Source organism: Streptomyces noursei ATCC 11455 (assembly GCF_001704275.1).
In the GTDB taxonomy this organism is placed as follows: Bacteria; Actinomycetota; Actinomycetes; order Streptomycetales; family Streptomycetaceae; genus Streptomyces; species Streptomyces noursei.
The window spans coordinates 6,706,455-6,732,784 of the sequence record NZ_CP011533.1; the positions used below are offsets into that span (position 1 = coordinate 6,706,455).

Here is a 26,330-nt window from a genome sequence, read left to right on the forward strand (position 1 = left end):
CCCGCGCCGGCCCGCTGTCAGGCCGTAGGGTTACAGGCAGTACGTTGCGTATTTCCGCAGTCCGACGGCGCACCGCGTGAGCGCACCGCAGCACGAGCACGACGAGCACGACGAGCACGAAAGAGGACGACACGATGGCTGTTCCCCTGCCGACGGCGGAAACCCGGTGGCGTTGCACGCTGTGCGGAAACCTCACCCGGTTCGACGTGACCCGTCGGTCCAAGGTCGTGGAGTACGTCCACCTCGACCTGGCAGGGGAGCCGTCGGTGGAGGAGCGCGAGGTCGTCAGCGAGACGATCGAGTCCGTGCGCTGCCGCTGGTGCAACGCGGTCGACCAGATCGAGCTGGTGGACCGCCCGGGCGCGAGCGCCTGAGATCGGAGCGATGCAGCCGTGGTGGAACGTCCAGAAGGGGATCCGGGGGCCGAGCGTGCGGACGCGCCCGGAGGAGTGGTCGACGAGGTGCTCGATCAGCCACTGCCCGAGGGCGTTCGGCGCCGTGTCGTGGCGCTCACCGCGGAGTGGTTCGGGGCGCTGACGGTCGCCGAACTGCCGCCCCCTTTGCGGCAGTACGCCCGTTTCACCCCGACCCGTCGGGCCAAGTTCGCCGGTAACGCGATGGCCGCGGCGCTGGAGAGCGACCCGGTCTTCCGGCAGCGGATCGCGGGCAAGCTGCGGGAGGCCCAGCCGGAGCTCGCCGAGGCCCTGGAGCAGGGGACCCCGCCCGCCGCCGCCGATCCGCTGGACGTCGCGGCCGCGGCGTACGTGCTGCGTCCCGAGGGCTGGATCAAGCTGGTCGCGGCGGCCGGCGAGGAGGCGCAGCGGGCGCGCGCCGAACGGGCCGGCGAGGAGGCCGAGCGGGAGCTGGCCCGGCTGCGCGAGGAGTTGGCGCAGGCGCGCGGGGAGGCCCGTGCGGAGGCGGACCGGGTCCGCGCCGGCCTGGAGGCGGCCCGCAAGGAGAACGAGTCGCTGCAGCGCCGGCTGCGCAGTGCGCTCAGCGACGTCAAGCGCGGCGAGGCGGCGGTCCGCAAGGTCGAGGCGGTGCTGGCCGAGGCCCGGGAGCGGGCGACGGCGGAGAAGGCCGGGGCCGACAGCGAACTGCGCCGGCTCAAGGCCCGGATCGCGGAGGTCGAGGCGGCGCTGGAGACCAGCCGGCGGTCCGCCCGCGAGGGGCGCAGCGTCGAGGACATGCGGCTGCGGCTGCTGCTCGACACCGTGCTGGACGCGGCCCAGGGGCTGCGTCGCGAACTGGCGCTGCCGCCCGCCGCGGGCCGCCCGGCGGACACCGTCGACGCGGTCGCGCCGGGCCGGATGACGCCCAAGGACATCGCGACCCGGGCGCTGTCGGAGACCGACCCGGCGCTGTTGGACCAGCTCCTGGCGCTGCCTCAGGCGCACATGGTGGTGGACGGCTACAACGTCACCAAGACCGGCTATCCGACCATGCCGCTGGAGAAGCAGCGGCTGCGGTTGCTGGGCGGGCTGGCGGTGCTGGCGGCCCAGACCGGCGCGGAGATGACCTGTGTTTTCGACGGGGCGGAGCTGGCCGCGCCGGTGCTGTTGGCGCCGCCGCGCGGGGTGCGGGTGCTGTTCAGCAAACCGGGTGTGACGGCCGACGACTTGATCCGCCAGCTGGTCCGGGCCGAGCCGTCCGGCCGGCCGGTGGTGGTGGTCTCCTCGGACCGGGAGGTGGCCGACGGGGTCGCCAAGGCGGGTGCCCGGCCGGTGGCATCGGCCTTGCTGCTCAAGCGACTTGCGCGAACCTGACATATCCCGTGTTGCCCGGAATGGTGCCGGGGAAATTCGTTTGACGGTGGTACCGCTGCGTCAATTGGCGCTCACGGGCAGTGTGATGTTGGTAAAAGATGGGGTTCCCGGTGCAGTTTTTCCCCGGGAGGATTTGAAGCGATCACAACTCGGTTACTAAGGTCGGCCTCGAACCTTCATACAGGTGATCATCCAACCGGGACGGTCAGTGAAGGTACCGCCGAGTCCGCGGCGTTCGCGCGGAGCCGGGGCACTCGCTCCCCCCACTCCCGGTAGGCGGCTGGAGGAAGAAGGAGCTCGCCCCCGTGGCGTCCCACCGTCGACCCAAGCAGCCGAGCCGTACTCGTGTGACCGTGCTCACCGCGACCGCCGCCGCTGCCGTCGCCCTCTCGTCGCAGGCGGCGCACGCCGCCGACCCGAGTCAGTCGAAGAAGGACGTCAAGTCCGAGGTCGACAAGCTCTACGGCGAGGCGGAGCAGGCCACCGAGAAGTACAACGGCGTCAAGGAGCAGCAGGACAAGCTCCAGAAAGAGGTCGACGACCTCCAGGACAAGGTCGCCCGTGGCCAGGGCGACCTGAACCAGCTCCGCAAGGGGCTGGGTGCCATCGCCTCCGGCCAGTACCGCAGCGGCAGCATCGACCCCTCGGTCCAGCTGTTCCTCTCCGGCGACCCGGACACCTACCTCGAAAAGGCCGCCACCCTCGACCAGTTGAGCGGCAAGCAGGCCGAGCAGCTCAGGACGATCGCGGACAAGCAGCGCCAGCTCGCGCAGGAGCGCGCCGAGGCCGCGAGCAAGATCCAGGACCTCTCCGAGGCCCGCAAGTCGCTCGGCGAAAAGAAGGACGAGATCAAGGGCAAGCTCGCCAAGGCGCAGGAGCTGCTCAACACGCTGACCGCCAAGGAGCGGGCGGCCATGCAGGCCGCGGACGACCGCGCCAACCGCAGCAACGACCGGGTCAACCTCGGCGACGACGTGCCCGCCTCGCAGCGCGGTGCGGCCGCCCTGGCCGCCGCCCAGTCGAAGATAGGCTCGCCCTACGTCTGGGGCGCGACCGGCCCGTCCTCCTTCGACTGCTCGGGGCTGACCTCCTGGGCGTACGCGCAGGCCGGCCAGTCGCTGCCGCGCACCTCGCAGGAGCAGGCCAACGCCGGCACCCGTATCGGCTCGGAGAGCGCCCTCAAGCCCGGCGACCTGGTGCTGTTCTACGGCGACCTGCACCACATCGGCCTCTACGCCGGCAACGGCACCGTGCTGCACGCCCCGAAGCCGGGCGCCGCGGTGCGCTACGAGTCGATCAACAACATGCCCTTCCAGTTCGGCGTGCGGGTCTGAAAAGCCTCACATCCCGTACAACCTGCCGCCCGATCGGGCGAATTGCGGCCTCTGCCGCTGACCTGCCGCTCCGCCGGTGACCTGCGAAGTCACCGGCGGAGCGGCTTTTTGCGTACGAAAAGCGGGCTTTGGTCGGCATGCCGCGGCGCGGTTACTGTCTGCCCTCGCAGCTGCCGGATCACCGACCGTCCCGCCCGGGCGGCAGGGGCTGCACACGGAAGGAGTTGCGGCCCTCGTGGTGTCCCATCGCCGTTCCTCGCAGCGCGGCCCGACCACCCTCGCTTCGGTCACCGTCCTGTCCGCCGCCCTGGCGACCGCGGCGGCCGCGCTGTCGGCCGCACCGGCCAGCGCCGACCCCTCCTCCGGTGCCGGTAGCGGCTCCACCGGCCGGGAGGGCGCCGCGGCCCGGGTCGGCAAGCTCTACGAGGAGGCCGAGCGGGCCACCGAGCAGTACAACGGCGCCAGCGCCCGCACCAAGGAGCTGCGCGACGAGGTCTCGGCCCTCCAGGACCGCACCGCCCGCACCCAGGCGCGGGTCAACGGGATGCGGGCCCGGCTCGGCGCGCTGGCCGCCGCCCAGTACCGGTCCGGCGGGATCGACCCCACCGTCCGGCTGATGCTCTCCGAGCGGCCCGAGAGCTACCTGGAGAAGGCCGCGGCCCTGGACCGGCTGAGCGGCACCCAGGCCCACGAACTGCACCGGCTCCAGGCCGCCACCCGCGAACTGGAGCAGCAGCGCCACGAGGCGGCTCGGAAGCTGGCCGAGCTGGAGGCCAGCCGCACCGAGGTGGCCCGCCACAAGAAGGACGTCCAGCGGAAGCTGGCCACCGCGCGGCGGCTGCTCAACGCCCTCCCCGCGGAGGCCCGGGAAGCCTACGACCGGGCCTCCCGCAGCGACGGCCGGGACGAGTACATCCCGGACCTCACCGGGATCGTGCCGGGCTCGGGCCGGGCCGAGGCGGCGGTCGCCGCGGTGCGCGCCGCGGTGGGCGCCCCCTACGCCTGGGGCAGCACCGGCCCCTCGTCGTTCGACTGCTCCGGCCTCACCCAATGGGCCTACGCCCAGGCCGGCATCTCGCTGCCGCGCACCTCGCAGGCCCAGCGCGGCGCCGGGGCCCGGGTGCCGCTGTCCCAGGCCCGCCCCGGCGACCTCGTCATCTACCGCTCGGACGCCAGCCACGTCGGGATGTACGTCGGCAACGGGCAGGTCGTGCACGCGCCCTACCCGGGCGCCCGGGTGCGCTACGACCCGGTCGACATGATGCCGATCGCGGCGATCACCCGGCCCTGAGCAGGGCCCCTGCGGTTTTGCCCCGACGGGGCCGCCCTTACGATCGGCCGCATGGCGGAGCTGAGGGCGCGACGCAGGCGGCCGTGGCGGGCCGCACGGGCGGTCGGCTGCGCGGTGCCGCTGCTGGCGCTGCTGGCCCAGCTCACCGGCTGCGCCCCCGCGGAGGGGCCCACCGACCAGTACCCCGGTGCCCAGCGGATGCTCGACGCGCGGGCCGACGCCGTCCGACGGCACGACGCCACCGCCTTCCTGGCCTCCGTCGATCCCCGGGCCACCGCTTTCCGCGGCAGCCAGCGCGCGGTCTTCGACCACCTCGCCGCCGTCCCGCTCGCCGACTGGCGCTACGACCTGATGTCCACCGGCGCCTTCCCGCTCCCGATGGCCGGCGGCCGGCGGCTGGCCGCGCAGGTGCGGCTGCGCTACCGCCTCAAGGGCTTCGACACCGCGCCGGTCACCAGCGTCCAGTACCTCACCCTCACCGAGCGCGACGGCCGGTGGTGGGTCAGCTCCGACTCCGACGGCGCGTCCGACGGCAAGGGCGGCACCCGGCAGCTGTGGGACCAGGGCCCGGTCCGCGTGGTCCGCGGCCGGTACAGCCTGGTCCTGGGCGGGGCCGCGGCCCCGGAGCGGCTGCGCGACCTGGCGAACCGGGTGGACGCGGCGGTGCCCGCGGTCTCCGCGGCCTGGAAGGGGGAGTGGGCGCGGAAGGTGGTGGTGGAGGCGCCGGACTCGGTCCAGAAGATGGCGCAGCTGATGGGCGGTGACGATCCGTCCGGGTACGCCGGGATCGCGGCGGTCACCACGGGGGAGGCGGGCACGGCGTCCGTGGCCCCCGCGGACCGGGTGATCGTCAACCCGGACGCGTACGAGGAGCTCAACGAGCTGGGCCGCACGGTCGTCCTCACCCACGAGACCACCCATGTCGCGACCCGCGCGCTCACCACGCCCGCCACCCCGCTGTGGCTCTCCGAGGGGTTCGCGGACTGGGTCGCCTACCGGAAGGTGCACCGCAGGCCGACCATCACCGCGCCGGAGCTCTCCCGCGCGGTCGTGGCCGGGCGGCTGCCCGCGGGCCTGCCCGCCGACGCCGACTTCGGCTTCCAGGCCGGCGCGGAGCGGCTGGCCAAGGCGTACGAGGGCGGCTGGTTGGCCTGCCGGCTGATCGCCGAGAAGTGGGGCGAGGACCGGCTGATCGCCTTCTACCGGGACACCGGGCAGCGCGGGCTCCGCAACGCGGCGGCCCGCCCGTCGAAGCCCCCTTTGGAGGCCCGGACCGCCGCCCCGACGAAACCGGTCGCCTCGGCCACCCCGGCGGTGGGCGGCGTCGGCGCCCGTGGCACCGGCCGCAGCGGCCTGGTGGAGCAGGCGATGCGTGAGCAACTCGGCGTCGGGATGGCGGAGTTCACCGCGATGTGGCGCGCGTATGTGCGCCGCGAGCTGAGCTGAGCGAGGGGCGGGCGACGGGCACCGCGGGTCGGCCGGGGCCGGTGCGGGCGCGCAGCCGGCGGCACGCGACCAGGCACGCCGCCACCAGCAGACCGTTGCGCAGCACCAGCAGCGCGATGCCCCGGGCGTCGCTCGCCACCACGTCCGCGAAGGAGACCGGGAACTCCAGCTGGGTCACCCCGGTGGCCAGCAGCACCAGCACGGCCGGTGGGCCCTGCCGGCTCGCCCGTACGGTCAGACAGACCGCGGCCAGTCCGGCCAGCCACAGCAGGTACTGCGGGCTGATCACCCGGCTCGTGGTGGTGAACAGCAGGACGGCGGTGAAGGCGGCGTCGCACAGCGTCGCGGGAGCGGGCTCCCCGTGCTCCCGGCGCTCCCCGCACTCCGCGCGCTCCCCGAACGGTCCGGCGCGCAGCCGCCAGTGGACCAGCCAGGCCAGCGCGGCCCCGGTCAGCGCCAGCGAGAGGGCGCTGACCAGCGGGACGCCGGGGCCGAGGAACTCCAGCGAGCCGTAGTGGAGTTGCACCTCGCCGGGCCAGCCGGCGTGCCGGGCGAGGTGCAGGACCAGCGCGCCCAGCGACTCGACCTCGGTGCCGCGGTCGCGCTGGAAGGTGAGGAAGGAGAGCGCGCCCGGCGCCGCCACGACCGCGGCCAGTATCAGCCCGGCGGCCCAGCCCGCCGCGCTCCCCCATAGGGCGGGGGCCCGGCGACCGCGCAGCGGCGCCCCGGTCAGCAGCAGCACCGGCCAGACCTTGAGCAGGGCGCCGAGGGCGATCAGCGCGCCCGCGGTGCGCGGCCGGCGGGCCGCCGCGAACAGCGCCGCCGCGGCCACCGCCGCCACCATCAGGTCGTAGCGGGCGTAGGCGGTCGGGCCGAGCAGGGCGACGCCGGCGATCCACGCCCAGGCGCCGGTCCGGCGGTGCCCCGGTGCGCGTCCGACGCGCAGGAAGAGCGCCAGCGCGGCCGCGTCCACGGCCAGTACCAGCACGGTGAACGCGGTGGGGTACGACAGGAACGGCAGCAGGCCGGGGGCGAGCACCGGCAGTGCGGCGGCCGGCGGGTACTGCCAGGTGACGTCGTCCAGGGGGAAGGTGCCGGACCGCAGGACCTCGGACCAGCCGTGGTAGATCTCCGAGACGTCGGTGGTGACGTCCGGTCCGGGCAGCACCAGCACCCGGAAGACGCACAGCAGGAGCAGTGCCCGGGTCGCCGCCCAGGCCGTCCAGGCCGCCGCCGTCCCGCTGCCGGTGCCGGTCATCGTTCCCCCGTCGGTCGTCCTGTCTGCATGATGCCGGGCCGGGCGGGGCACGGCCGGGCAGGCCGGGCGCGGGCGTGGCGGGGCGCGCCACCCGGGCCCCGCCGCCCACCCGGTACTGTCGGCCGAGGACCGTCCGGGACGCCGCGCGTCCCGCCGTCCACAGACGCCCCTCGCCGAGAGACCGCCGACCGCCGAGAGACCACCGTGCACAAGACCCTCATCGTCACCAACGACTTCCCGCCCAGGCCCGGCGGAATCCAGGCATTCCTGCACAGCATGGCGCTGCGGCTGGATCCCGACCGGGTCGTCGTCTACGCCTCCACCTGGAAGCGGACCGAGGAGGGCCGGGCCGCCACCGCGGCCTTCGACGCCGAGCAGCCCTTCCGGGTGGTCCGGGACGCCACGACGATGCTGCTGCCCACGCCCCGGGTGACCCGGCGGGCGGTCTCCCTGCTGCGCGAACACGGCTGCTCCTCGGTGTGGTTCGGGGCCGCCGCGCCGCTGGGGCTGATGGCGCCGGCGCTCCGCGCGGCGGGCGCCCGCCGGATCGTGGCGACCACCCACGGCCACGAGGCCGGCTGGGCCCAGCTGCCCGCCGCCCGGCAGCTGTTGCGCCGGATCGGCGAGGGCACCGACACCCTCACCCACCTCGGCGAGTACACCCGCTCGCGGATCGCCGCCGCGCTCACCCCGGCCGCCGCCGCCCGCATGGTCCAGCTGCCGCCCGGCGTCGACGAGAAGACCTTCCACCCGGACTCGGGCGGCGCCGAGGTCCGGGCCCGGCTCGGGCTCGCCGACCGGCCGGTGGTGGTCTGCGTCTCCCGGCTCGTCCCGCGCAAGGGGCAGGACACCCTGATCGAGGCGATGCCCGCGATCCGTGCCGCGGTGCCGGACGCGGTGCTGCTGATCGTCGGCGGCGGCCCCTACGAGGAGCAGCTGCACGCGCTGGCCATGGAGAAGGGCGTGGCCGACGCGGTCCGCTTCACCGGGGCCGTCCCGTGGGCGGAGCTGCCCGCCCACTACGGCGCGGGCGACGTCTTCGCGATGCCCTGCCGCACCCGCCGCGGCGGGCTGGACGTCGAGGGCCTGGGCATCGTCTACCTGGAGGCGTCCGCCACCGGGCTCCCGGTCGTCGCGGGTGACTCCGGCGGGGCGCCCGACGCGGTGCTGGACGGCGAGACCGGCTGGGTGGTCCCCGGCGGCTCCCCGGAGGCCGTCGCCGAGCGCCTCGTCACCCTCCTCCGGGACCCCGGGCTGCGCCGCACCATGGGCGCCCGGGGCCGCGCCTGGGTGGAGGAGAAGTGGCGCTGGGACCTGCTGGCCGAGCGGCTCCGGGAGTTGCTCTAACCGGGTCCGCACCTGCGCGTCCGCCGCCGTGGTGCGCGACCACGACGGCGGATCCGGCGGTGCGGGGCCGGGCGGCCCCGTGCGGGAGGTACCCGCGCCCTACCCGCGGTAGAGCGCCTCGATCTCCTCCGCGAAGTCCTTCGCGACGACGTTCCGCTTCAGCTTCAGCGACGGCGTCACATGCCCCGACTCCTCGGTGAACTGGGTCGGCAGGATGCGGAACTTGCGGACCGACTCGGCCTTGGAGACCGCCGCGTTGCCGTCGTCGACCGCACGCTGCACGGCGGCCAGCAGCTCGGGGTCCTCGGCGAGCCGGGCGGGCGTCACGTCGGCCGGGTGGCCGTGCTCCTCGGCCCAGCGGGGCAGGAACTCCTCGTCGAGGGTGATCAGCGCGCCGATGAACGGGCGGCCGTCGCCGACCACCATGCACTCGGCGATCAGCGCGTGGGCGCGGATCCGGTCCTCGATGACGGCCGGCGCGACGTTCTTGCCGCCGGCGGTGACGAGTATCTCCTTCTTGCGGCCGGTGATGGCGAGGTAGCCGTCCTCGTCGAGGGTGCCGAGGTCGCCGGTGTGGAACCAGCCGTCGGACAGCGCCTCGGCGGTGGCCGTCGGGTTGTTCCAGTACTCGCTGAAGAGGTGCTCGCCGTGCAGCAGCACCTCGCCGTCGTCGGCGATCCGGACCACCGAGCCGGGCAGCGGCTGTCCGACCGTGCCGATCTTCTGCCGGTCCCAGGGGTTGAACGCGGTGGCCGCGCAGGACTCCGTCAGGCCGTAGCCCTCCAGAACGGTGAAGCCGATGCCGCGGTAGAAGTGGCCCAGCCGCTCGCCGAGCGGGGCGCCGCCGGAGATGGCGTGGCCGGCCCGGCCGCCGAGCACCGCCCGCAGCTTGCCGTAGACCAGGCGGTCGAAGACCTTGTACTTGACCTTCAGCCCGAAGGACGGGCCGCCGGGGGTGTCCAGCGCCCGGCTGTAGGCGATCGCGGTCTCCGCCGCCTTGTCGAAGATCTTGCCCTTGCCGTCGGCCTGCGCCTTGGCCCGCGCGGAGTTGTAGACCTTCTCGAAGACCCGGGGGACGCCCAGGATCATCGTCGGCCGGAAGGAGGCCAGGTCGTCGGTGAGGTTCTTGATGTCCGGCGCGTGGCCCAGCTTGATGGGCGCCATGACCGAGGCGACCTCCACCAGCCGGCCGAAGACGTGCGCGACGGGCAGGAAGAGCAGGACCGAGGAGTCGCCGGTGCGGAACAGCGGGCGCAGCCGCTCGACGACGTTGCCGCACTCGGCGAAGAAGCTGCGGTGGCTGAGCACGCACCCCTTGGGACGGCCGGTGGTGCCGGAGGTGTAGACGATGGTGGCGGGGGAGTCCGCGTCGGCCAGCCCGCTGCGCTCGTCGACCTCCTCGTCGGTGATGCCGTCACCGGCCGCGCGCAGCCGGGCGACGGCGTCCCGCTCGATCTGCCAGATGTGCGCCAGGTCCGGCAGCCGGTCGCGGACCGCCTCGACCGTCGCCTCGTGGTCGGGGGTCTCCACCACGATGGCCACCGCGCCGGAGTCTCCGAGGATCCACTGGATCTGCTCGGCGGAGCTGGTCTCGTAGACGGGGACGGTGATGGCGCCGGCGCTCCAGATCGCGAAGTCCAGCAGCGTCCACTCGTAACGGGTGCGCGACATCAGCCCGACCCGGTCGCCCGGCCGGACACCGGCGGCCATCAGCCCCTTGGCGGCGGCCCGGACCTCGGCGAGGAAGGTGGCGGCGGTGACGTCCTGCCAGGTGCCGTCCACCTTGCGTCCCAGGACCGCGACATCCGGGTACTGTGCGGCGTTGCGGCGGATCAGGTCCGTCAGATTGCCGTCCGCGGGGACCTCGTACAGGGCCGGAAGGCTGAACTCGCGCAAGACTGCTGCTCCTCGAAAGCGCCGGCACCACGACGCTGTGTGCGCACCGGCTGCGGTCCATGATCATGCGGGGGGATTGGACGGCCCGGACGTTACCCATCGGTATTGCTTTTGGGATAGGGGGTTACGGCCAGATGTTCGATGCGTCACATGCTGGGGACACGTCATGGGGACTGCACCGCGCAGACTAGACCAGCCCCGTGGTGACCCGAAAGTAACCAAGGGCCCCCTCCGCCTCCCCTCCGCCGCCCGGCGCGATCTAGGGTGACGCCATGCGCGTGCATGTGGTCAGTGACGTCCATGGGAACAGCCGGGACCTGGCGGCGGCCGGGGACGGGGCCGACGCCCTGGTCTGCCTCGGCGACCTGGTCCTCTTCCTCGATTACGCGGACCACTCGCGCGGGATCTTCCCCGACCTCTTCGGCGTCGCCAACGCCGACGCCCTGGTCGAACTGCGCACCGCCCGCCGCTTCGGCGAGGCCCGGGAGCTCGGCCGACGGCTCTGGGCCGAGCTGGACCGCAGCGGTGCCGGCCGGGAGGCGGTCATCGAGGCCGCGGTCCGCCGCCAGTACGCCGACCTCTTCGCCGCGTTCCCCACCCCCACCTACGCCACCTACGGCAACGTCGACATACCGCGTCTGTGGTCCGAGTACGCCGGGCCCGGCACCACCGTCCTCGACGGGGAGCGGGTGGAGATCGGCGGCCGGGTCTTCGGTTTCGTCGGCGGCGGCCTGACCTCGCCGATGAGGACGCCGTACGAGATCAGCGACGAGGAGTACGTCGCCAAGGTCGAGGCGATCGGCGACGTGGACGTGCTGTGCAGCCACATCCCGCCGGACGTCCCCGAGCTCTGCTACGACACCGTCGCCCGCCGCTTCGAACGCGGCAGCGCGGCCCTGTTGCACGCCATCCGCACCACCCGGCCGCGCTACGCCCTGTTCGGCCACGTCCACCAGCCGCTCGCCCACCGGGTCCGGATCGGCGGTACGGAATGCGTCAATGTCGGGCACTTCAACGCGACCGGCCGGCCCTACGTGCTGGAGTGGTGAGGCCGACGGCGGCGGCGCGGCCGGCCCGCGGCGACCGGCCCGCTGGTGTCGGTCCGGGTTCCGCCGCGCGGTAGCCTTCAGCAGCAGAGACACCGCGTAACGGGTTCTCCCCGGCTCACTGGGGGTCCCTCGGCTCACCGACCCCCTGCTCGCGCGCAGCCGAAGCCGGGGGAGCGGCCGGGAGCTCGGGGGCGGAGCCGGGAGCTCGGGGAAAAGTCGGCGGACCGGCACGAATCGGCATGGAGGAGTCAGGGCGATGGCCGAACACACCAGCTCGAACATCACGATCGAGGCGGCACCGGCCGAGGTGATGGGAGTGATCGCCGACTTCGACCGCTACCCGGAGTGGACCGGGGAGGTCAAGGAGGCCGAGATCCTGGCCACCGACGACCGGGGCCGCGCGGAGAAGGTGCGCCTGGTGCTGGACGCCGGCGCCATCAAGGACGACCACACCCTCGCCTACGCCTGGACCGGGGAGAACGAGGTCAGCTGGTCGCTCGTCAAGTCGCAGATGCTGCGGGTCCTCGACGGCTCCTACCGGCTCACCGCCCTGGAGGGCGGCACCCGTACCGAGGTCACCTACCAGCTCACCGTCGACGTCAAGATCCCGATGCTCGGGATGATCAAGCGCAAGGCCGAGAAGGTCATCATCGACCGGGCGCTGGCCGGCCTGAAGAAGCGGGTCGAGAGCGGCTCCGCGGCATCCGGTGCCGCGACCGCCGACGAGGCCGAGAAGCACTGAGCGTGCGGACCGTCCTCGTCACCGGCCCCGGCGGCGCGGGCCGCACCACCCTCGCCGCCGCGACCGCCCTGGCCGGTGCCCGACAGGGCGCGCGGACCCTTCTGCTCACCACCCAGAGCAGCGCCCCGGAGGCGGTCCTCGGCGCGCGCCCCGGCGTCGCCGGACCCGCGCCGATAGCCTCGGCCCCCGGCCTGTACGCCCGCCGTATCGACCCCGCCGACCGGTTCCGCCAGGAGTTCCTCGCCTTCCAGGAGCGCGCCGGCGCCGCCCTCGACCTGCTCGGTGCGGCCCCGCTCGACGAGGACGAACTCACCGAGCTCCCCGGCTCCGAGTCCTTCGCGCTGCTGCACGCACTGCGCGCCGAGCACGCCTCGGACGCCTGGGACCTGCTGGTCGTCGACATGCCGCCGGCGGCCGAAACGATCCGGCTGCTGGCCCTGCCCGCGCAGGTCCGCCGCTACCTCCGCCGTCTGCTGCCGCCCGAACGCCAGGCGGCCCGCGCGCTGCGCCCGGTCCTCGCCCAGCTCGCCGGCGTCCCCATGCCGGCCCAGAAGCTGTACGAGGCCGCCGAGCGCTGGGAGAGCGAACTCGCCGCCGTCCAGCGGGTGGTGGACGCCCCCGGCACCTCCGTGCGGCTGGTCACCGACGCCGGCCCGGTCGCCAACGCCACCCTGCGCACCCTCCGCGCCGGCCTCGCGCTGCACGGCCGCCGCACCGACGGCGTGCTGGTCAACCGGCTGCTGCCCACCGGCTCCGCCGACCCCTTCCTCGCCGGCCTCTCCGGCAGCCAGCAGACCGCCCTGAAGGCGCTGCGTGAGGAGTTCCCCGACGTCCCCGTCCACGAGGTGCCCCACCTGGGCCGCGACCCTCAGGGCGTGGCGGAGCTCGACGAGTTGATCGACGGACCGGCCGGCGCCGTGCACCCTCCGCCGCCGGCCGCCGACCCCTGGACCGTCGAGGACCGGCTGGCGATCGAGGGCATCCTCGTCTGGCGGGTGCCGCTGCCGGGCGCCGAGCGGGACGGCCTCGGCCTGGTGCGCCGCGGCGACGAGATCGTGGTGACCGTCGGCCGCTTCCGCCGGATCCGGACGCTGCCCTCGGCGCTGCGCCGCTGCACCGTCTCCGGCGCGGCTCTGCGCGACGGCGCCCTGGAGATCCGCTTCACCCCGGACCCGGGACTGTGGCCCCGGACCGCGCCGAGCGACTGATTCCGGCACCCCCGTTCGGGTAACGTCGTAACACGCCCTCGCCGTGCTGCCGCGCGCACGACGGCGCCCTACGTGCCTTACGACAGTGCCCCCGGGCACCGTCCCGTCCGTACCGCCTGCAGGAGTCCACGGAGTCCGTCATGAGTGATGCCACCGAGCGCCCCGCCGACCACCGCGCCGAGCCGGAAGCCGACGCCTGGGAGACGGCCTGCGCCGAGGACCTCGCCGCGGAACAGGCCCGCCGCCGGAACGAGTACGGCCCCCAGCCGGGCAGCGCCGCCGAGGAGTTCCGCCGGCTCGCCGAGGCGGTGACCGACAAGCTCGCCGCCATCCAGCTGCCCGGCGCGCTCGGCGGAACGGCCGCCAGCAGCGCGGTGGGCGGGCTGCTGCGGCAGGCCAAGGCCGTCGTCGAGCCGGTCATCGAGCGCAACCCCGACGTCTTCGACCACCTCGCCGCGGCCGGCTCCGAACTCCTCGCCGCCTACCGCTCGGCGGTGACCGGCAGCGAAGGCCGCTGGACCCGCGGAGAGAGCGCCGACGACCGCCCCGAGGGCCGGGCCGCCGATCCTCGCGACGACGGCCCCGCCGGCACCGAGCGCATCGACCTCGACTGACGCCTCCCACCGCCTCGACGCGTGGGAGATACCCCGCCTCAGTGGCCCTGACCGGCGAGGAAGCTCCCCCTGCCTCCGGTACGGTGGTTCACGGCGGGGTTCGAGCGAAAACTGAGGGACACATGGGACTCACCATCGGCGTCGACATCGGCGGCACGAAGATCGCGGCCGGCGTGGTCGACGAAGAGGGTTCGATCCTTGAGACGTGCAAGGTTCCGACCCCGCAGGCCACCGACGCGCTGACCGAGGCCATCGCCGACGCCATCCGCACGGTCGGTGCCGGCCACCACGTCGAGGCCGTCGGCATCGGCGCCGCCGGCTACGTCGACGAGAAGCGGGCCACCGTCCTGTTCGCCCCGAACATCGACTGGCGCCACGAGCCGCTCAAGGACAAGGTCGAGCAGCGCGTCGGCCTCCCCGTCGTCGTCGAGAACGACGCCAACGCCGCGGCCTGGGGCGAGTACCGCTTCGGCGCCGGCCAGGGCCACAGCGACGTCATCTGCATCACCCTCGGCACCGGCCTGGGCGGCGGCATCATCATCGGCAACAAGCTGCGCCGCGGCCGGTTCGGCGTCGCCGCCGAGTTCGGCCACATCCGAGTCGTCCCCGACGGCCTGCTGTGCGGCTGCGGCAGCCAGGGCTGCTGGGAGCAGTACGCCTCCGGCCGGGCCCTGCTGCGCTACGCCCGGCAGCGCGCCTTCGCCACGCCGGAGGCCGCCACGGCGCTGCTCGCGCTCGGCGACGGCACCCCCGAGGGCATCGAGGGCAAGCACATCAGCGCCGCCGCCCGTCAGGGAGACCCGGTCGCCATCGACTCGTTCCGCGAACTGGCCCGTTGGGCCGGCGCCGGCCTCGCCGACCTGGCCTCGCTCTTCGACCCGTCCGCCTTCATCGTCGGCGGCGGGGTCTCGGACGAGGGCGAGCTGGTCCTCGAACCGATCCGCAAGTCCTTCCGCCGCTGGCTGGTCGGCAACCAGTACCGGCCGCACGCCCAGGTGCTCGCCGCCCAACTCGGCGGCAAGGCCGGACTGGTCGGCGCCGCCGACCTGGCGCGCCAGGGCTGACGCGGATGGCGGCCGAGCACCCCGGACGGACCGCGTCCGGTGGGACGGACCCCGCCCGCGGCACCGCCGCGACGGCCCCCGTCGCCGGACTTCCGGCCTCCGCCACCGAGGCGGACGGTTCCGCGGTCGTCCGGGTGCTCAGCTACAACATCCGCTCGATGCGCGACGATCAGGCGGCGCTGGCCCGGGTCATCCGGGCCTGCGCCCCCGATCTCGTGCTCGTCCAGGAGGCGCCGCGCTTCTTCCGCTGGCGCAAGGCCGCCGAGCGCCTCGCCCGGGCCAGCGGCCTGGTGTACGTCACCGGCGGTGCCAGCACCGCGGGGCCGATGATCCTGGCCCACCTCCGCGCCCACGTGGAGCGCACCGAGGACGTCCTGCTGCCCCGCACCCCCGGCCTGCACCAGCGCGGCCTGGCCACCGCCGTGCTCCGCTTCGCCGGGGCCCGGCTCGGGGCCGTCAGCTGCCACCTCAGCCTCGACGCGCGGGAGCGGTACAGCCAGGCCGGGCTGCTGCTGGAGCGGGTCGCCGGGCTGGGCGTCCCGCACACGGTCGTCGGCGGCGACCTCAACGACCGGCCGGACGGGCGGAGCTTCCGGCGGATCACGGGGCTGCTCAGGGACGGTTGGGCGGCCGAGCCGTGGGGCGGGGAGCACACCTCCACGCCGCACCGGCCGCGGCAGCGGATCGACGCGGTGTTCACCACCGACGGCGTCGAGGTCCTGGGGTGCGGGGTGCCGCGCGAGCTGCCGGGCCTGCGCACGGCCGACCTGCTGGCCGCCTCGGACCACCTGCCGGTGCTGGCCGCGCTCCGGGTGCCGGCCGGCGGCTGACCCCGGCCGGTCCCCGGCTTCAGGACCGGCCGGCGGACAGGGCCCTAGACCACCGCCCCGCTGCCCGGCATGTCATCGTCGTCGTCCCGGTCGCCCGCCATCCGGGCGAAGAGGGTGGCCAGGCCGCCCAGGAAGCCGCCGATGCCCAGCACCGCGGCCCACCAGGTGAGCGGCTGTTGGAAGACGACCATGCCGAGCAGCAGCAGCGGGCCGCCGAGGACCGCGATCCAGGCGAACTTGGTGGTGGTGTCGGCCTGCGGCAGCGGCGGTGGCTCGGGCGGGGTGAAGTGGCCCTCGTCGGTCTCGTCGAAGTCGTCGTCGGAAGACTTCTCGGGGGTCCAGTCGCGCGGGCCCACACCGGGGGCGTAGACCACGAAGCTGCCGGGGCGCGACGGGGAGTCCTCGCCGGGCGCGCCGTCGGCGGGGCGCGGGGCGGGGGAGTCCGGGGCGTCCTCGTCCGCCGGCGCGGTGCGCTCCGGCCGCTCCCCGGTGCCCGGGAACTCCGGCCGCTCGCCGTAACCCGCGACGATCTCGGCCCACGCGGCCTCCTCGTCGAGTGGGTCCCGGGGGTCGCGGGGGCTACGCTCCGCCACTGGCCGCCGTCCCCTCCTGGACCGTGTCCGGCCGGGCCTCGGGGGCGAGTCGGGTGATGAAGGAGTAGGTGTCCTGGAAGATCCGCTCCGCGTCGTGGTCGAGCGTGGCGACGTGGTAGCTGCGCTCCAGCACCTCGTGCCGGACGTCGTCGGAGGAGACCCTGCTGAGGATGCGCTCGGAGTCGACGGGCGGGACGACGTGGTCCTGGCGGCTGGTCAGCACCAGCAACGGCTGGGTGACGCGCGGGAGTTCGGAGTCGACCAGCTCGAAGAACCGCCGCAGCGAGTGCGCGGCGTGCAGCGGCACCCGGTCGTAACCGACCTCCACCGCACCGGGCTTGGCGATGTCGCTCGCGATCCCCTTGGTCGTGCGGACGACGTGGCGCAGGACGGGCAGCAGCGGCGCCGCCGCGTCGTGGACCTTGTTGCCCGGGTTGACCACGGCCACGCCGCTGATCGCGTCGCCGTGCCGGGCGGCCAGTCGCAGCGCCAGCGCGCCGCCCATGGACAGTCCGCAGACGAAGACCTTGGTGCAGCGCTCGGTCAGCGCGCGCAGCTCCCGGTCGACCTCGGCGTACCAGTCCTGCCAGGTGGTGAGCTGCATGTCCTCCCACCGTGTGCCGTGGCCGGGCAGCAGCGGCGCGCTGACGGTCAGCCCCCGGTCGGCGAGGTACTCGGCCCAGGGGCGGATGGACTGCGGGGAGCCGGTGAAGCCGTGGCAGACGAGGACGCCGACCTCTCCGCCGTCGCGGCGGAACGGCTCGGCTCCGGGGAGGAGCGGCACCGGGGAACTCCGATCGATGAGGGGACTCGCGGGTTACTTAAGGGTACGCGGAGTGACCGCGGCGGGGTAGGGCCGTGGCTCCACCAGGGGGCGTGGCGACGGCCGCTCCAGTGGTGCCGGTGCCTGCACCGGGAGCGGGCCGAGGGACCCGCGCGGGGCGCGGACGCCCCGGGCGGGACCCGTGTGCGGCCCGCGGCGGGCCCGCGCGCGGTCTCGTGGCCCGCCGCGGCCCCCGGCGTGCCGCGAGGGGGTTAAGGTCATTGCGTCAGACACAGGAGGCAGTCGGTTGATCTACGGCGCAATGAAGTTTTCCATCGGCGGTCCGCTCAGGCTCGCGTTCCGTCCCTGGGTGGAAGGCATCGAGAACGTTCCCGCCGAGGGTCCGGCGATCCTCGCGAGCAACCACCTGTCCTTCTCGGACTCGTTCTTCCTGCCCGCGGTGCTGGACCGCAAGGTCACCTTCATCGCCAAGGCCGAGTACTTCACCTCCCCGGGGGTCAAGGGGAAGTTGACCGCCGCGTTCTTCAAGGGCGTCGGGCAGCTCCCGGTGGACCGTTCGGGCGCGCGCGGCGCGGGCGAGGCGGCGATCAAGAGCGGGATCGAGGTGCTGGAGCGCGGCGAGCTGTTCGGCATCTACCCGGAGGGCACCCGCTCCCCGGACGGGCGGCTCTACCGCGGCAAGCCGGGCGGCCTGGCGCGGGTGGCACTGGCCACCGGGGCGCCGGTCATCCCGGTCGCGATGATCGACACCGAGAAGGTGCAGCCGCCCGGCAAGGTCCTGCCGAAGATGGTCCGGCCCGGCATCCGGATCGGCAAGCCGCTGGACTTCAGCCGCTACCAGGGCATGGAGGGCGACCGCTACATCCTGCGCTCGATCACCGACGAGGTGATGTACGAGATCATGAAGCTCTCGGGCCAGGAGTACGTCGACATCTACGCGACCGCCGCCAAGCGGCAGATCGCCGAGGCGGCCAAGGCCGCGGAGGCGCAGAAGAAGGCTTAAGGCGAAGGCCGGGGCGGTGCGGCCCCGGTGAGGGGTGGGGGTAGCCCGCATGAAGGATGCCGACATAGAGGACGTCCGGGCCGAGGGCGGCGAGGTGAAGGGCGGCCGGGGCGCGGCACCCGGCGGGGGCCGGAAGACGCTGCGGATGTCCGTCGAGCTGCCGCTGTGGCGGGCGCTCACCGGCTACCGCATCCTGACCCTGGTCTATGTGCTGGGCCTGTCCGCGGTCGCCTATCCGCGCTACGCGCACCCGCTGGGCGCCGCCGCCTACATGGCCGCGCTCACCCTCTGGACGGCGCTGACCTGGCGCCGTACGACGTCCCCGGAGCGCTGCACCCGGCAGTTCCTCCTCGCCGACCTCGGCTTCGCGGTCGGCGGCATCCTGCTGACGTCCGTGATCGACACCCACGCCCGCATCATGGGCGGCGCCCCGACGCTGCCGTCCATCTGGACGGCGGGGGCCGTCCTGGGCTTCGCCATCAAGGGCGGCTGGCGGTGGGCCGCGGTGGCCTCCAGCATCGTGGCGGTGGTCAACCTCGTCGAGCGCCAGGAGCTGGCCCGGGACACCGTCCACAACGTGGTGCTGGTGTGGGTGGCCAGCGTCGCCATCGGCTATGTCGTCGAGGTGGCGCGGGCCAGTGAGCGCACCCTGGCCCACGCCCTCCAGATCGAGGCCGCCACCCGCGAGCGGGAGCGGCTGGCCCGCGACATCCACGACGGCGTGCTCCAGGTGCTCGCCATGGTGCAGCGGCGCGGTGCCGCGCTCGGCGGCGAGGCGGCCGAGCTGGGCCGGATGGCGGGCGAGCAGGAGGTGGCGCTGCGCACCCTGATCGCCGGCGGGCTGGTGCCCCGGCAGCGGACGGTGCTGGACGTCCCCCAGGACGCCGCGCCCGCGGCCCGCCCGGCGGACCCCGGCCCGCTGCCGGCCGGCCCCTGCGACCTGATGGTGCTGCTCGCCCCGGACGCCGGGGCCGGGGTGACGCTCTCCGGCCCGGGCTCCCCGGTCGAGCTGCCGGCCGCCGCCGCGGTGGAGCTGGCCGCCGCTGTCAGTGCCGCGCTGGACAATGTACGGGTGCACGTGGGGGCCGACGCCCGCGCGTGGATCCTGGTGGAGGACGAACCGGACGCGGTGCTCGTCACGGTGCGCGACGAGGGGCCCGGCATTCCTGAGGGCCGGCTCGCCGCGGCCGAGCGCGAGGGCCGCCTCGGGGTGGCGCTGTCGATCCGCGGCCGGCTGCGGGAGTTGGGCGGCAGCGCCGAGTGGCTCTCGGTCCCCGGCCAGGGCACGGAAGTGGAGCTGAAGGTTCCCAAGGGCACCGCGCCCGAGGGCGGACGACGGGGGAGAGCGCGCGCGTGAGTGACGAGACGGGCCTGCGGGTCATGGTGGTCGACGACCACCCGATGTGGCGGGACGCGGTCGCCCGCGACCTGGCGGAGGCCGGGTTCGACGTGGTGGCGACGGCCGGAGACGGCCTCCAGGCGGTGCGCCGGGCCCAGGCGACGGCGCCCGACGTGCTGGTCCTGGACCTCAATCTGCCGGGGCTGCCCGGCGTCCGGGTGTGCAAGGAACTGGTCGGCGGCAATCCGTCGCTGCGGGTGCTGGTGCTCTCCGCCAGCGGCGAGCACGCCGACGTCCTGGAGGCGGTGAAGTCCGGCGCCACCGGCTATCTGCTGAAGTCGGCCAGCACCGAGGAACTGCTGGACGCGGTCCGCCGCACCGCCGTCGGCGATCCGGTCTTCACCCCGGGCCTGGCCGGCCTGGTCCTCGGCGAGTACCGCCGGCTGGCGACGGAGCCGTCCCCCGCGGCCGCCGACGAACCGGACGCCCCCCGGCTGACGGAGCGGGAGACCGAGGTGCTGCGCCTGGTCGCCAAGGGGCTCTCGTACAAGCAGATCGCCGAGCGGCTGGTCATCTCGCACCGCACGGTGCAGAACCACGTCCAGAACACCCTGGGCAAGCTCCAGTTGCACAACCGCGTCGAGCTGGTGCGGTACGCGATAGAGCGCGGCCTCGACGGCGTCTGAGGCGCCCGTCGTCCGCCCGCACGGGCCGCGCGCCTGCGCTCGTAAGGGTGAACACCTCGTGTCAACTCCCGTGCAATTGGCGGGGATCGACGCACACCCCATCCCGGAGTGACCCAGGTCACCATTAGCGTGACCGGCGTTACGCTCACGGACGGCCGTACGGCGGCCACGGACGGGATGAAGGTGAAGCGATGCGGGTCGGAGTACTGACCGGCGGCGGCGACTGCCCGGGTCTGAACGCGGTGATCAGGGGCATCGTCCGCAAGGGCACCCAGGAGTACGGATACGACTTCGTCGGGTTCCGGGACGGCTGGCGCGGGCCGTTGGAGGGCCGCAGCATGCGGCTGGACATCCCGGCGGTGCGCGGCATCCTGCCCCGCGGCGGCACCATCCTCGGCTCGTCGCGGACCAACCCCTTCAAGGAGGAGGACGGGGTCCGCCGGATCAAGGAGACGCTTGCCAAGCACGAGGTCGAGGCGCTGATCGCGATCGGCGGCGAGGACACCCTCGGCGTCGCCTCCCGGCTCTTCACGGAGTACGGCGTCCCCTGCGTCGGCGTGCCCAAGACCATCGACAACGACCTGTCGGCCACGGACTACACCTTCGGCTTCGACACCGCGGTCGGGGTCGCCACCGAGGCCATCGACCGACTGCACACCACCGCCGAATCCCACATGCGGGTGCTGGTCGTCGAGGTGATGGGCCGGCACGCCGGCTGGATCGCGCTGCACTCCGGTCTGGCCGGCGGCGCCAACGTCATCCTCATCCCCGAGCAGCGCTTCGACGTCGACGAGGTCTGCCGCTGGATCGAGTCCCGCTTCAAGGCCAGCTACGCGCCGATCGTGGTGGTGGCCGAGGGCGCCATGCCCAAGGACGGCGACATGGTGCTCAAGGACGGCAGCACCGACTCCTTCGGGCACGTCCGGCTGTCCGGCGTCGGCGAGTGGCTGGCCAAGGAGATCGAGGCGCGCACCGGCAAGGAGGCCCGGACCACCGTCCTCGGCCACACCCAGCGCGGCGGCACCCCCAGCGCCTTCGACCGCTGGCTGGCCACCCGCTTCGGGCTGCACGCCATCGACGCGGTGCGGGACGCCGACTACGGCACGATGGTCGCGCTGCGCGGCACCGACATCGTGCGGGTACCGCTGTCGGAGGCGACCGCCAAGCTGAAGACCGTCGATCCGGCGCTCTACGCCGAGGTCGGCGTCTTCTTCGGCTGACCTCCGTCGCGCTCGGCCGCCGGCCGCCGGCCGCCGACCGAGCGCCACCGGCCGCGCCTCGGGCGGCACCGCCGGGCGATGGGCCGTATATTCGCCATGACGCGACATATCCGGCCCATTGCCTCCGCGGGGCGCCGCCGCCGGCGGGGGAGAACCGGAGGAGAACGTGGAGATCGTCGCATTCGGCGTGCAGGCGGATGAGCGGCCGATCCTGGAGCAGGCGTTCGCGGGCCGCCACCAGGTCCGTTGCCTGGACGTCTTCCTCGACCGCGACACCGCCCCCATCGCCCGCGGCTACGAGGTCGTCTCCACCAGCGTCAACGACGACCTGAGCGCCGAGGTGCTGCAGACCCTCGCGGCCGGCGGCACCAAGATGGTCGCCCAGCGCTCCACCGGCTTCAACAACATCGATCTGGAGGCCGCGGCCGATCTGGCCATGACCATCGGCCGGGTCTCCGCGTACTCCCCGTACGCGGTCGCGGAGTTCGCGTGGCTGCTGGCGCTGGCGGTGAACCGGCATCTGGTGCCGGCCGCCAACCGCACCCGCAACTTCGACTTCCGGCTGGACGGCCTGATGGGCCGCGATCTGCACGGCCGGACGGCCGGGGTGCTCGGCACCGGCAAGATCGGCACCGCCTTCGCCCGGATCGCCCACGGCTTCGGGATGCAGCTGCTGGGGTGGGACCTCGTCGAGAACCCGGAGTGCGCGGCGCTGGGCATGCGCTACGTCCCCCGGGAGCGGCTGTTCGCCGAGGCGGACCTGATCAGCCTGCACGTCCCGCTGACCGACGACACCCGGCACCTGGTCGACGCCGCCGCGCTGGCCGCCATGAAGGACGACGCGATCCTGGTCAACTCCAGCCGCGGTGGGCTGATCGACACCGCTGCCCTGGTCGAGACGCTCAAGGCACGCCGGCTCACCGGCGTCGGCCTGGACGTCTACGAGGAGGAGGCCGGGCTGTTCTTCTACGACAAGTCGCTGGACGTGGTCGGCGACGACACCCTGGCCCGGCTGATGACCTTCGCGAACGTGCTGGTCACCTCGCACCAGGCGTACTTCACCGAGGAAGCGGTCGGCCAGATCATCCGGACCACCGTGGCCAACGTGGAGGACCATCTGGCCGGCCGCACCAGCGAACACCTGCTGGTCACACGAGGACAGCTGCCAGCAGCTGTGCGGTGACCGCCGCGCCGTCCAGGGTCAGCACCGACTCGGGGTGGAACTGCACCCCCGCGAAGCCCGGGCCGCGCAGCGCGTGCACCTCCCCGGTGGCCTCGTCCCGGCTCAACTCGATGCGGTGCATGGCCAGTTCGGCCGCCGTCCGGTCGTCGCAGCGGGCCGTGAAGGTGTTGTAGAAGCCCACCGTCTCGGGCCGCCCGAAGAAGTCGATCCGCTCCTGCGCGCCCTGGAACGGGACCTCCTTGCGGACGATCTCCAACCCCAGCTCCGCGGCGAGCAGTTCGTGGCCGAGGCAGACCCCGAGAAGGCCCTGGCGGTGCGCCGCCACGAGGTCGGAGGTCAGGGACCGCAGGAACCGCATCTTGGGGTCGGCGATGTCGGACGGGTTGCCCGGCCCCGGGCCCAGCACCACCGGACCCTGGTGCGCCAGGGCCGCAGCGCGCAGCCCCGGCTCGTCGTAGCGGCGGACCGTCACCGTCAGCCCCGAGGTGCGCAGCAGGTGCGCCAGCATCGCGGTGAAGGTGTCCTCGGCGTCGACCACCAGGGCGTGGCCGCGCAGCCCGGTCGACGGCGCGCCGTCCCCGGCGGTGGTCTGCATCCGCAGCCAGAACGGCGCCAGGTCGGCCCGGCGGGCGTCCAGCGCGGCCCGCACCCGCGGGTCGTCGGCCAGCCGCGGCGCCGGCCCGGCCGCGGCCCGCACGGGCGTCGGCCGGACCCCCAGCGCGGTGAGCACGCCGGCCGCCTTGGCGTGCGTCTCGGCGACCTCGCCGGCCGGGTCGGAGGCGCGGACCAGGGTGGCGCCGACCGGCACCCGCAGCCGCCCTCGCGCGTCCCCGCCGTCGATGTCCGCGGTGCGGATCAGGATCGGGGAGTCCAGCGTCTGCGCCCCGGTCGCGTCCCGGCCGATCAGCGCCAGCGCGCCGGCGTAGTAGCCCCGCCCGCGGCCGTCCGGGCCGACCGGCTCGTGCCGCTCGATCACCCGGCAGGCGTTCTGCACCGGCGACCCGGTGACCGTCGCCGCGAACATCGTCTCCTTGAGGACCTCCCGCACGTCCAGGGTGGAGCGGCCGCGCAGCTCGTACTCGGTGTGCGCGAGGTGCGCCATCTCCTTGAGCCGCGGGCCGACGACCACCCCGCCCTGGTCGCCGACGGTGCACATCATCTTCAGTTCCTCGTCGACCACCATCGACAGCTCCTCGACCTCCTTGCGGTCGCCGAGGAACGCCAGCAGGCCCTCCGCGGTGGGGCCCTCGGCCGGGTAGCGGTAGGTCCCGCTGATCGGGTTCATCACGACGGTGCCGCCGGTGGCCCGGACGTGCACCTCCGGGCTGGCGCCGACCAGCGTGCGCACGCCGGGCCGGTGCACCACGAAGGTCCAGTACGCCCCGCGCTCGCCGGCCAGCAGCCGCCGGAACAGCGCCAGCGCGTCGGCCGCCGAGAAGTCGGGGATCGTGCCCTCGAAGGTCCGGCGGATGACGAAGTTGGCGCCCTCGCCGGTGCCGATCTCCTCCCGCACCACCCGGTCGACGATCTCCGCGTAGGCCGCGTCGGTGACGTCGAAGGCCCCGTCGTCCACCCGGACGTCGTGCGCCGGGAGCGCCGTCAGCAGCGCGTCCAGCGGCAGTTCGTGGCACTCGGCCGGGCGCAGCACGGCCAGCGGGGTGCCGTCGTCGTGCGCCCGGAAGCCGCGCTCGCGGATCTGCCGGAACGGGACCAGGGTCAGCGCGTCGGTGACCGGGGCGTCCGGCACGCCCGCGCCGAGCGGGATGTCGGCCAGCCGCTCGACCTCGGTCACCTCGCCGATCAGCACCTCGACGGTGCCCCCGTCCCGGCCGGGGGCGCGGCGGCGGAGCAGGGCGAACGGCGGGCAGGCGGGGTCGAGCAGCCGCTGGACGAGCGTGGCGGCGGTGTCGGGTGCGGCCTGGGGTGCGAGGTGCATGGGCGGTTCCTTCCGGGAGAGCTTCCGGTGCGGAGGGAACGGCCGTGGGAACACCGAAGGCCGCCCCTCGGGCGGCCTTCGCGGTCTGTGGGATGCGTACGCGAATCAGTGGGCCGCCGGCTGGGCGGTCCACCACCAGTCCATGTTCATGGTCGGTCGCGTCTGCATGGCCGGCACCCTATCGGATCGTCGACCACGCGGCGTCTCACAGTCCGGATGGCGGACGGACACGGCTCGGGGACCCCGTAATGTGGGGGTGTGACCGTGAACGCTGAATCCCACGCCGGTGGCAACACCTGGCGAGACCTGCCCGCGGCGCAGCAGCCTGACTGGCCGGACCAAGAGGCTCTGCGCGATGTGATCGCGGAGCTCGAGTCCTATCCGCCGCTCGTCTTCGCGGGCGAGTGCGACCAGCTGCGCGAGCGCCTGGGCGCGGTCGCCCGAGGTGAGGCGTTCCTGCTTCAGGGCGGCGACTGCGCGGAGGCGTTCGACGCCGTCTCCGCCGAGCACATCCGCAACAAGCTCAAGACGCTCCTCCAGATGGGCGCCGTGCTGACCTACGCCGGGTCCGTCCCGGTGGTCAAGGTCGGTCGGATCGCCGGCCAGTACAGCAAGCCGCGCTCCAAGCCGACCGAGACCCGTGACGGGGTGACCCTGCCGACCTACCGCGGCGACTCCGTCAACGGCTTCGAGTTCACCGAGGCGGCCCGCATCCCGGACCCGCAGCGCCTCAAGCGGATGTACCACGCCTCCGCGGCGACGCTGAACCTCGTCCGCGCCTTCACCACCGGTGGCTACGCCGACCTGCGCCAGGTGCACGCCTGGAACCAGGACTTCGTGAAGTCCTCGCCCTCCGGCCAGCGGTACGAGGCGCTGGCGCGCGAGATCGACCGGGCGCTGAACTTCATGAACGCCTGCGGGGTGGACCCGGAGGAGTTCCGGACCGTGGAGTTCTACTCCTCGCACGAGGCGCTGATCCTGGACTACGAGTCGGCGCTGACCCGCGTGGACTCCCGCACCGGGAACCTCTACGACGTCTCGGGCCACATGGTCTGGATCGGCGAGCGCACCCGCCAACTGGACGGCGCGCACATCGAGTTCGCCTCCCGGGTCCGCAACCCGATCGGCGTCAAGCTCGGCCCCACGTCCACCGTGGAGGACGCGCTCACCCTGATCGACCGGCTCGACCCGGACCGCGAGCCGGGCCGCCTGACCTTCATCACCAGGATGGGCGCGGACAAGATCCGCGAGAAGCTGCCCGACCTGGTGGAAAAGGTCACCGCCTCCGGCGCGCAGGTCGTGTGGATCTGCGACCCGATGCACGGCAACACCTTCGAGGCGGCCTCGGGTCACAAGACCCGTCGCTTCGACGACGTGCTGGACGAGGTCAAGGGCTTCTTCGAGGTCCACAAGGCCCTCGGCACGCACCCGGGCGGCATCCACGTCGAGCTGACCGGTGACGACGTCACCGAGTGCGTGGGCGGCGGCGACGAGATCTTCGTCGACGACCTGCACCAGCGCTACGAGACGGCCTGCGACCCGCGGCTCAACCGCAGCCAGTCGCTGGACCTGGCCTTCCTGGTGGCGGAGATGTACCGCGACCAGTGACGGTTGCCGAACGACGTGTGGGGCGCGGATCCTGTGATCCGCGCCCCACTGCGTCGCCGCGCATTGTTGCGCGCCCGCCGTCACGGGTAAGGTAAGGGTTACCTCACTGTCGATCACCGGGATCGTCCGAGGC

General features: G+C 73.7%; 23 protein-coding genes. 18 read left to right on the forward strand and 5 right to left on the reverse strand.

What is annotated here, in order from left to right:
* Positions 1 to 134 precede the first annotated feature (134 nt).
* The 5 genes from SNOUR_RS28425 to SNOUR_RS28445 all read left to right on the forward strand — a co-directional run bounded on the left by SNOUR_RS28425 (position 135) and on the right by SNOUR_RS28445 (position 5,837).
* Positions 135 to 374, forward strand: coding sequence for a hypothetical protein (locus tag SNOUR_RS28425; RefSeq protein WP_039637280.1), 240 nt, complete (start codon positions 135 to 137; stop codon positions 372 to 374).
* An 18-nt stretch (positions 375 to 392) separates the two neighbouring features.
* Complete coding sequence (locus tag SNOUR_RS28430; protein ID WP_079142941.1) at positions 393 to 1,766, forward strand: NYN domain-containing protein; 1,374 nt, start codon at positions 393 to 395, stop codon at positions 1,764 to 1,766.
* Between the two features lie 305 nt (positions 1,767 to 2,071).
* The gene (locus SNOUR_RS28435; RefSeq protein WP_067352502.1) at positions 2,072 to 3,100 is read left to right on the forward strand and encodes a C40 family peptidase; all 1,029 of its coding nucleotides are present in this window, start codon (positions 2,072 to 2,074) and stop codon (positions 3,098 to 3,100) included.
* A 235-nt stretch (positions 3,101 to 3,335) separates the two neighbouring features.
* A complete protein-coding gene (locus SNOUR_RS28440; RefSeq protein ID WP_067352505.1) occupies positions 3,336 to 4,391 on the forward strand; it encodes a C40 family peptidase in 1,056 nt (351 codons plus the stop codon).
* A 51-nt stretch (positions 4,392 to 4,442) separates the two neighbouring features.
* A complete protein-coding gene (locus SNOUR_RS28445) occupies positions 4,443 to 5,837 on the forward strand; it encodes a hypothetical protein (RefSeq protein ID WP_099055734.1) in 1,395 nt (464 codons plus the stop codon).
* Here SNOUR_RS28445 and SNOUR_RS28450 read toward each other — a convergent pair.
* Positions 5,794 to 7,095, reverse strand: coding sequence for a glycosyltransferase 87 family protein (locus tag SNOUR_RS28450; protein WP_067352508.1), 1,302 nt, complete (start codon positions 7,093 to 7,095; stop codon positions 5,794 to 5,796). The two genes, SNOUR_RS28445 and SNOUR_RS28450, sit on opposite strands and share 44 nt — an antisense overlap.
* 204 nt (positions 7,096 to 7,299) lie before the next feature.
* Here SNOUR_RS28450 and SNOUR_RS28455 point away from each other — a divergent pair, with 204 nt between their 5' ends.
* Entirely contained in the window at positions 7,300 to 8,442 is a 1,143-nt protein-coding gene (locus SNOUR_RS28455; RefSeq protein WP_067352511.1) for a glycosyltransferase family 4 protein, read from the forward strand.
* A 99-nt stretch (positions 8,443 to 8,541) separates the two neighbouring features.
* Here SNOUR_RS28455 and SNOUR_RS28460 read toward each other — a convergent pair whose 3' ends face one another.
* On the reverse strand, positions 8,542 to 10,338 hold the full coding sequence (locus tag SNOUR_RS28460; RefSeq protein WP_067352512.1) for an AMP-dependent synthetase/ligase: 1,797 nt from the start codon (positions 10,336 to 10,338) through the stop codon (positions 8,542 to 8,544).
* A gap of 272 nt (positions 10,339 to 10,610) precedes the next feature.
* Between SNOUR_RS28460 and SNOUR_RS28465 the strand changes: the two genes are divergently transcribed.
* From SNOUR_RS28465 to SNOUR_RS28490, 6 genes are all read left to right on the forward strand, one after another.
* On the forward strand, positions 10,611 to 11,387 hold the full coding sequence (locus tag SNOUR_RS28465) for a metallophosphoesterase family protein (RefSeq protein WP_067352515.1): 777 nt from the start codon (positions 10,611 to 10,613) through the stop codon (positions 11,385 to 11,387).
* Positions 11,388 to 11,643: 256 nt separating this feature from the next.
* The gene (locus tag SNOUR_RS28470) at positions 11,644 to 12,129 is read left to right on the forward strand and encodes an SRPBCC family protein (protein ID WP_067352518.1); all 486 of its coding nucleotides are present in this window, start codon (positions 11,644 to 11,646) and stop codon (positions 12,127 to 12,129) included.
* 2 nt (positions 12,130 to 12,131) lie between these two features.
* Entirely contained in the window at positions 12,132 to 13,337 is a 1,206-nt protein-coding gene (locus SNOUR_RS28475) for an ArsA family ATPase (protein ID WP_067352520.1), read from the forward strand.
* A gap of 140 nt (positions 13,338 to 13,477) precedes the next feature.
* Positions 13,478 to 13,951: a DUF5304 domain-containing protein gene (locus tag SNOUR_RS28480; protein WP_067352522.1), complete on the forward strand. Its 474-nt coding sequence runs from the start codon at positions 13,478 to 13,480 to the stop codon at positions 13,949 to 13,951.
* 122 nt (positions 13,952 to 14,073) lie between these two features.
* Entirely contained in the window at positions 14,074 to 15,015 is a 942-nt protein-coding gene (locus tag SNOUR_RS28485; RefSeq protein WP_039637304.1) for an ROK family glucokinase, read from the forward strand.
* A 5-nt stretch (positions 15,016 to 15,020) separates the two neighbouring features.
* Positions 15,021 to 15,845 (forward strand): endonuclease/exonuclease/phosphatase family protein, encoded by an 825-nt coding sequence (locus tag SNOUR_RS28490; RefSeq protein WP_312634033.1) that lies wholly within the window; start codon positions 15,021 to 15,023, stop codon positions 15,843 to 15,845.
* 44 nt (positions 15,846 to 15,889) lie between these two features.
* Here the strand turns inward: SNOUR_RS28490 and SNOUR_RS28495 are convergent, their stop codons facing one another.
* Positions 15,890 to 16,438 (reverse strand): hypothetical protein, encoded by a 549-nt coding sequence (locus SNOUR_RS28495; RefSeq protein ID WP_067352525.1) that lies wholly within the window; start codon positions 16,436 to 16,438, stop codon positions 15,890 to 15,892.
* The gene (locus SNOUR_RS28500; protein ID WP_067352527.1) at positions 16,425 to 17,222 is read right to left on the reverse strand and encodes an alpha/beta hydrolase; all 798 of its coding nucleotides are present in this window, start codon (positions 17,220 to 17,222) and stop codon (positions 16,425 to 16,427) included. Before SNOUR_RS28500 ends, SNOUR_RS28495 begins: the two co-directional genes overlap by 14 nt.
* Positions 17,223 to 17,523: 301 nt before the next feature.
* On the opposite strand from SNOUR_RS28500, the gene SNOUR_RS28505 reads away from it, so the two are divergent.
* The 5 genes from SNOUR_RS28505 to SNOUR_RS28525 all read left to right on the forward strand — a co-directional run bounded on the left by SNOUR_RS28505 (position 17,524) and on the right by SNOUR_RS28525 (position 22,653).
* The gene (locus SNOUR_RS28505; RefSeq protein WP_039637309.1) at positions 17,524 to 18,225 is read left to right on the forward strand and encodes a lysophospholipid acyltransferase family protein; all 702 of its coding nucleotides are present in this window, start codon (positions 17,524 to 17,526) and stop codon (positions 18,223 to 18,225) included.
* Positions 18,226 to 18,370: 145 nt separating this feature from the next.
* Positions 18,371 to 19,582, forward strand: a complete 1,212-nt coding sequence (macS, locus tag SNOUR_RS28510) for a MacS family sensor histidine kinase (protein WP_067358898.1) — start codon at positions 18,371 to 18,373, stop codon at positions 19,580 to 19,582.
* 23 nt (positions 19,583 to 19,605) lie between these two features.
* Positions 19,606 to 20,250, forward strand: coding sequence for a response regulator (locus SNOUR_RS28515; RefSeq protein ID WP_272596527.1), 645 nt, complete (start codon positions 19,606 to 19,608; stop codon positions 20,248 to 20,250).
* A 191-nt stretch (positions 20,251 to 20,441) separates the two neighbouring features.
* Complete coding sequence (locus SNOUR_RS28520; RefSeq protein WP_067352529.1) at positions 20,442 to 21,470, forward strand: 6-phosphofructokinase; 1,029 nt, start codon at positions 20,442 to 20,444, stop codon at positions 21,468 to 21,470.
* Positions 21,471 to 21,636: 166 nt separating this feature from the next.
* Complete coding sequence (locus SNOUR_RS28525; RefSeq protein WP_067352531.1) at positions 21,637 to 22,653, forward strand: 2-hydroxyacid dehydrogenase; 1,017 nt, start codon at positions 21,637 to 21,639, stop codon at positions 22,651 to 22,653.
* On the opposite strand, the gene SNOUR_RS28530 is transcribed toward SNOUR_RS28525, so the two are convergent.
* Entirely contained in the window at positions 22,619 to 24,589 is a 1,971-nt protein-coding gene (locus tag SNOUR_RS28530; RefSeq protein ID WP_067352533.1) for an anthranilate synthase family protein, read from the reverse strand. The two genes, SNOUR_RS28525 and SNOUR_RS28530, sit on opposite strands and share 35 nt — an antisense overlap.
* A 258-nt stretch (positions 24,590 to 24,847) precedes the next feature.
* Here SNOUR_RS28530 and SNOUR_RS28535 point away from each other — a divergent pair, with 258 nt between their 5' ends.
* The gene (locus SNOUR_RS28535) at positions 24,848 to 26,197 is read left to right on the forward strand and encodes a class II 3-deoxy-7-phosphoheptulonate synthase (protein WP_039637319.1); all 1,350 of its coding nucleotides are present in this window, start codon (positions 24,848 to 24,850) and stop codon (positions 26,195 to 26,197) included.
* The last annotated feature ends 133 nt before the right edge of the window (positions 26,198 to 26,330 follow it).

Excerpts from the sequence above, each read along its gene's own strand:
- SNOUR_RS28470 (WP_067352518.1), top strand. The coding sequence starts at position 11,644 with ATGGCCGAACACACCAGCTCGAACATCACGATCGAGGCGGCACCGGCC.
- SNOUR_RS28505 (WP_039637309.1), top strand. The coding sequence starts at position 17,524 with ATGAAGTTTTCCATCGGCGGTCCGCTCAGGCTCGCGTTCCGTCCCTGG.
- SNOUR_RS28515 (WP_272596527.1), top strand. The coding sequence starts at position 19,606 with ATGGTGGTCGACGACCACCCGATGTGGCGGGACGCGGTCGCCCGCGAC.
- SNOUR_RS28450 (WP_067352508.1), bottom strand. The coding sequence starts at position 7,095 with ATGACCGGCACCGGCAGCGGGACGGCGGCGGCCTGGACGGCCTGGGCG.
- SNOUR_RS28485 (WP_039637304.1), top strand. The coding sequence starts at position 14,074 with ATGGGACTCACCATCGGCGTCGACATCGGCGGCACGAAGATCGCGGCC.
- SNOUR_RS28530 (WP_067352533.1), bottom strand. The coding sequence starts at position 24,589 with ATGCACCTCGCACCCCAGGCCGCACCCGACACCGCCGCCACGCTCGTC.
- SNOUR_RS28480 (WP_067352522.1), top strand. The coding sequence starts at position 13,478 with ATGAGTGATGCCACCGAGCGCCCCGCCGACCACCGCGCCGAGCCGGAA.
- SNOUR_RS28445 (WP_099055734.1), top strand. The coding sequence starts at position 4,443 with ATGGCGGAGCTGAGGGCGCGACGCAGGCGGCCGTGGCGGGCCGCACGG.
- macS (WP_067358898.1), top strand. The coding sequence starts at position 18,371 with ATGTCCGTCGAGCTGCCGCTGTGGCGGGCGCTCACCGGCTACCGCATC.
- SNOUR_RS28490 (WP_312634033.1), top strand. The coding sequence starts at position 15,021 with ATGGCGGCCGAGCACCCCGGACGGACCGCGTCCGGTGGGACGGACCCC.
- SNOUR_RS28425 (WP_039637280.1), top strand. The coding sequence starts at position 135 with ATGGCTGTTCCCCTGCCGACGGCGGAAACCCGGTGGCGTTGCACGCTG.
- SNOUR_RS28520 (WP_067352529.1), top strand. The coding sequence starts at position 20,442 with ATGCGGGTCGGAGTACTGACCGGCGGCGGCGACTGCCCGGGTCTGAAC.
- SNOUR_RS28465 (WP_067352515.1), top strand. The coding sequence starts at position 10,611 with ATGCGCGTGCATGTGGTCAGTGACGTCCATGGGAACAGCCGGGACCTG.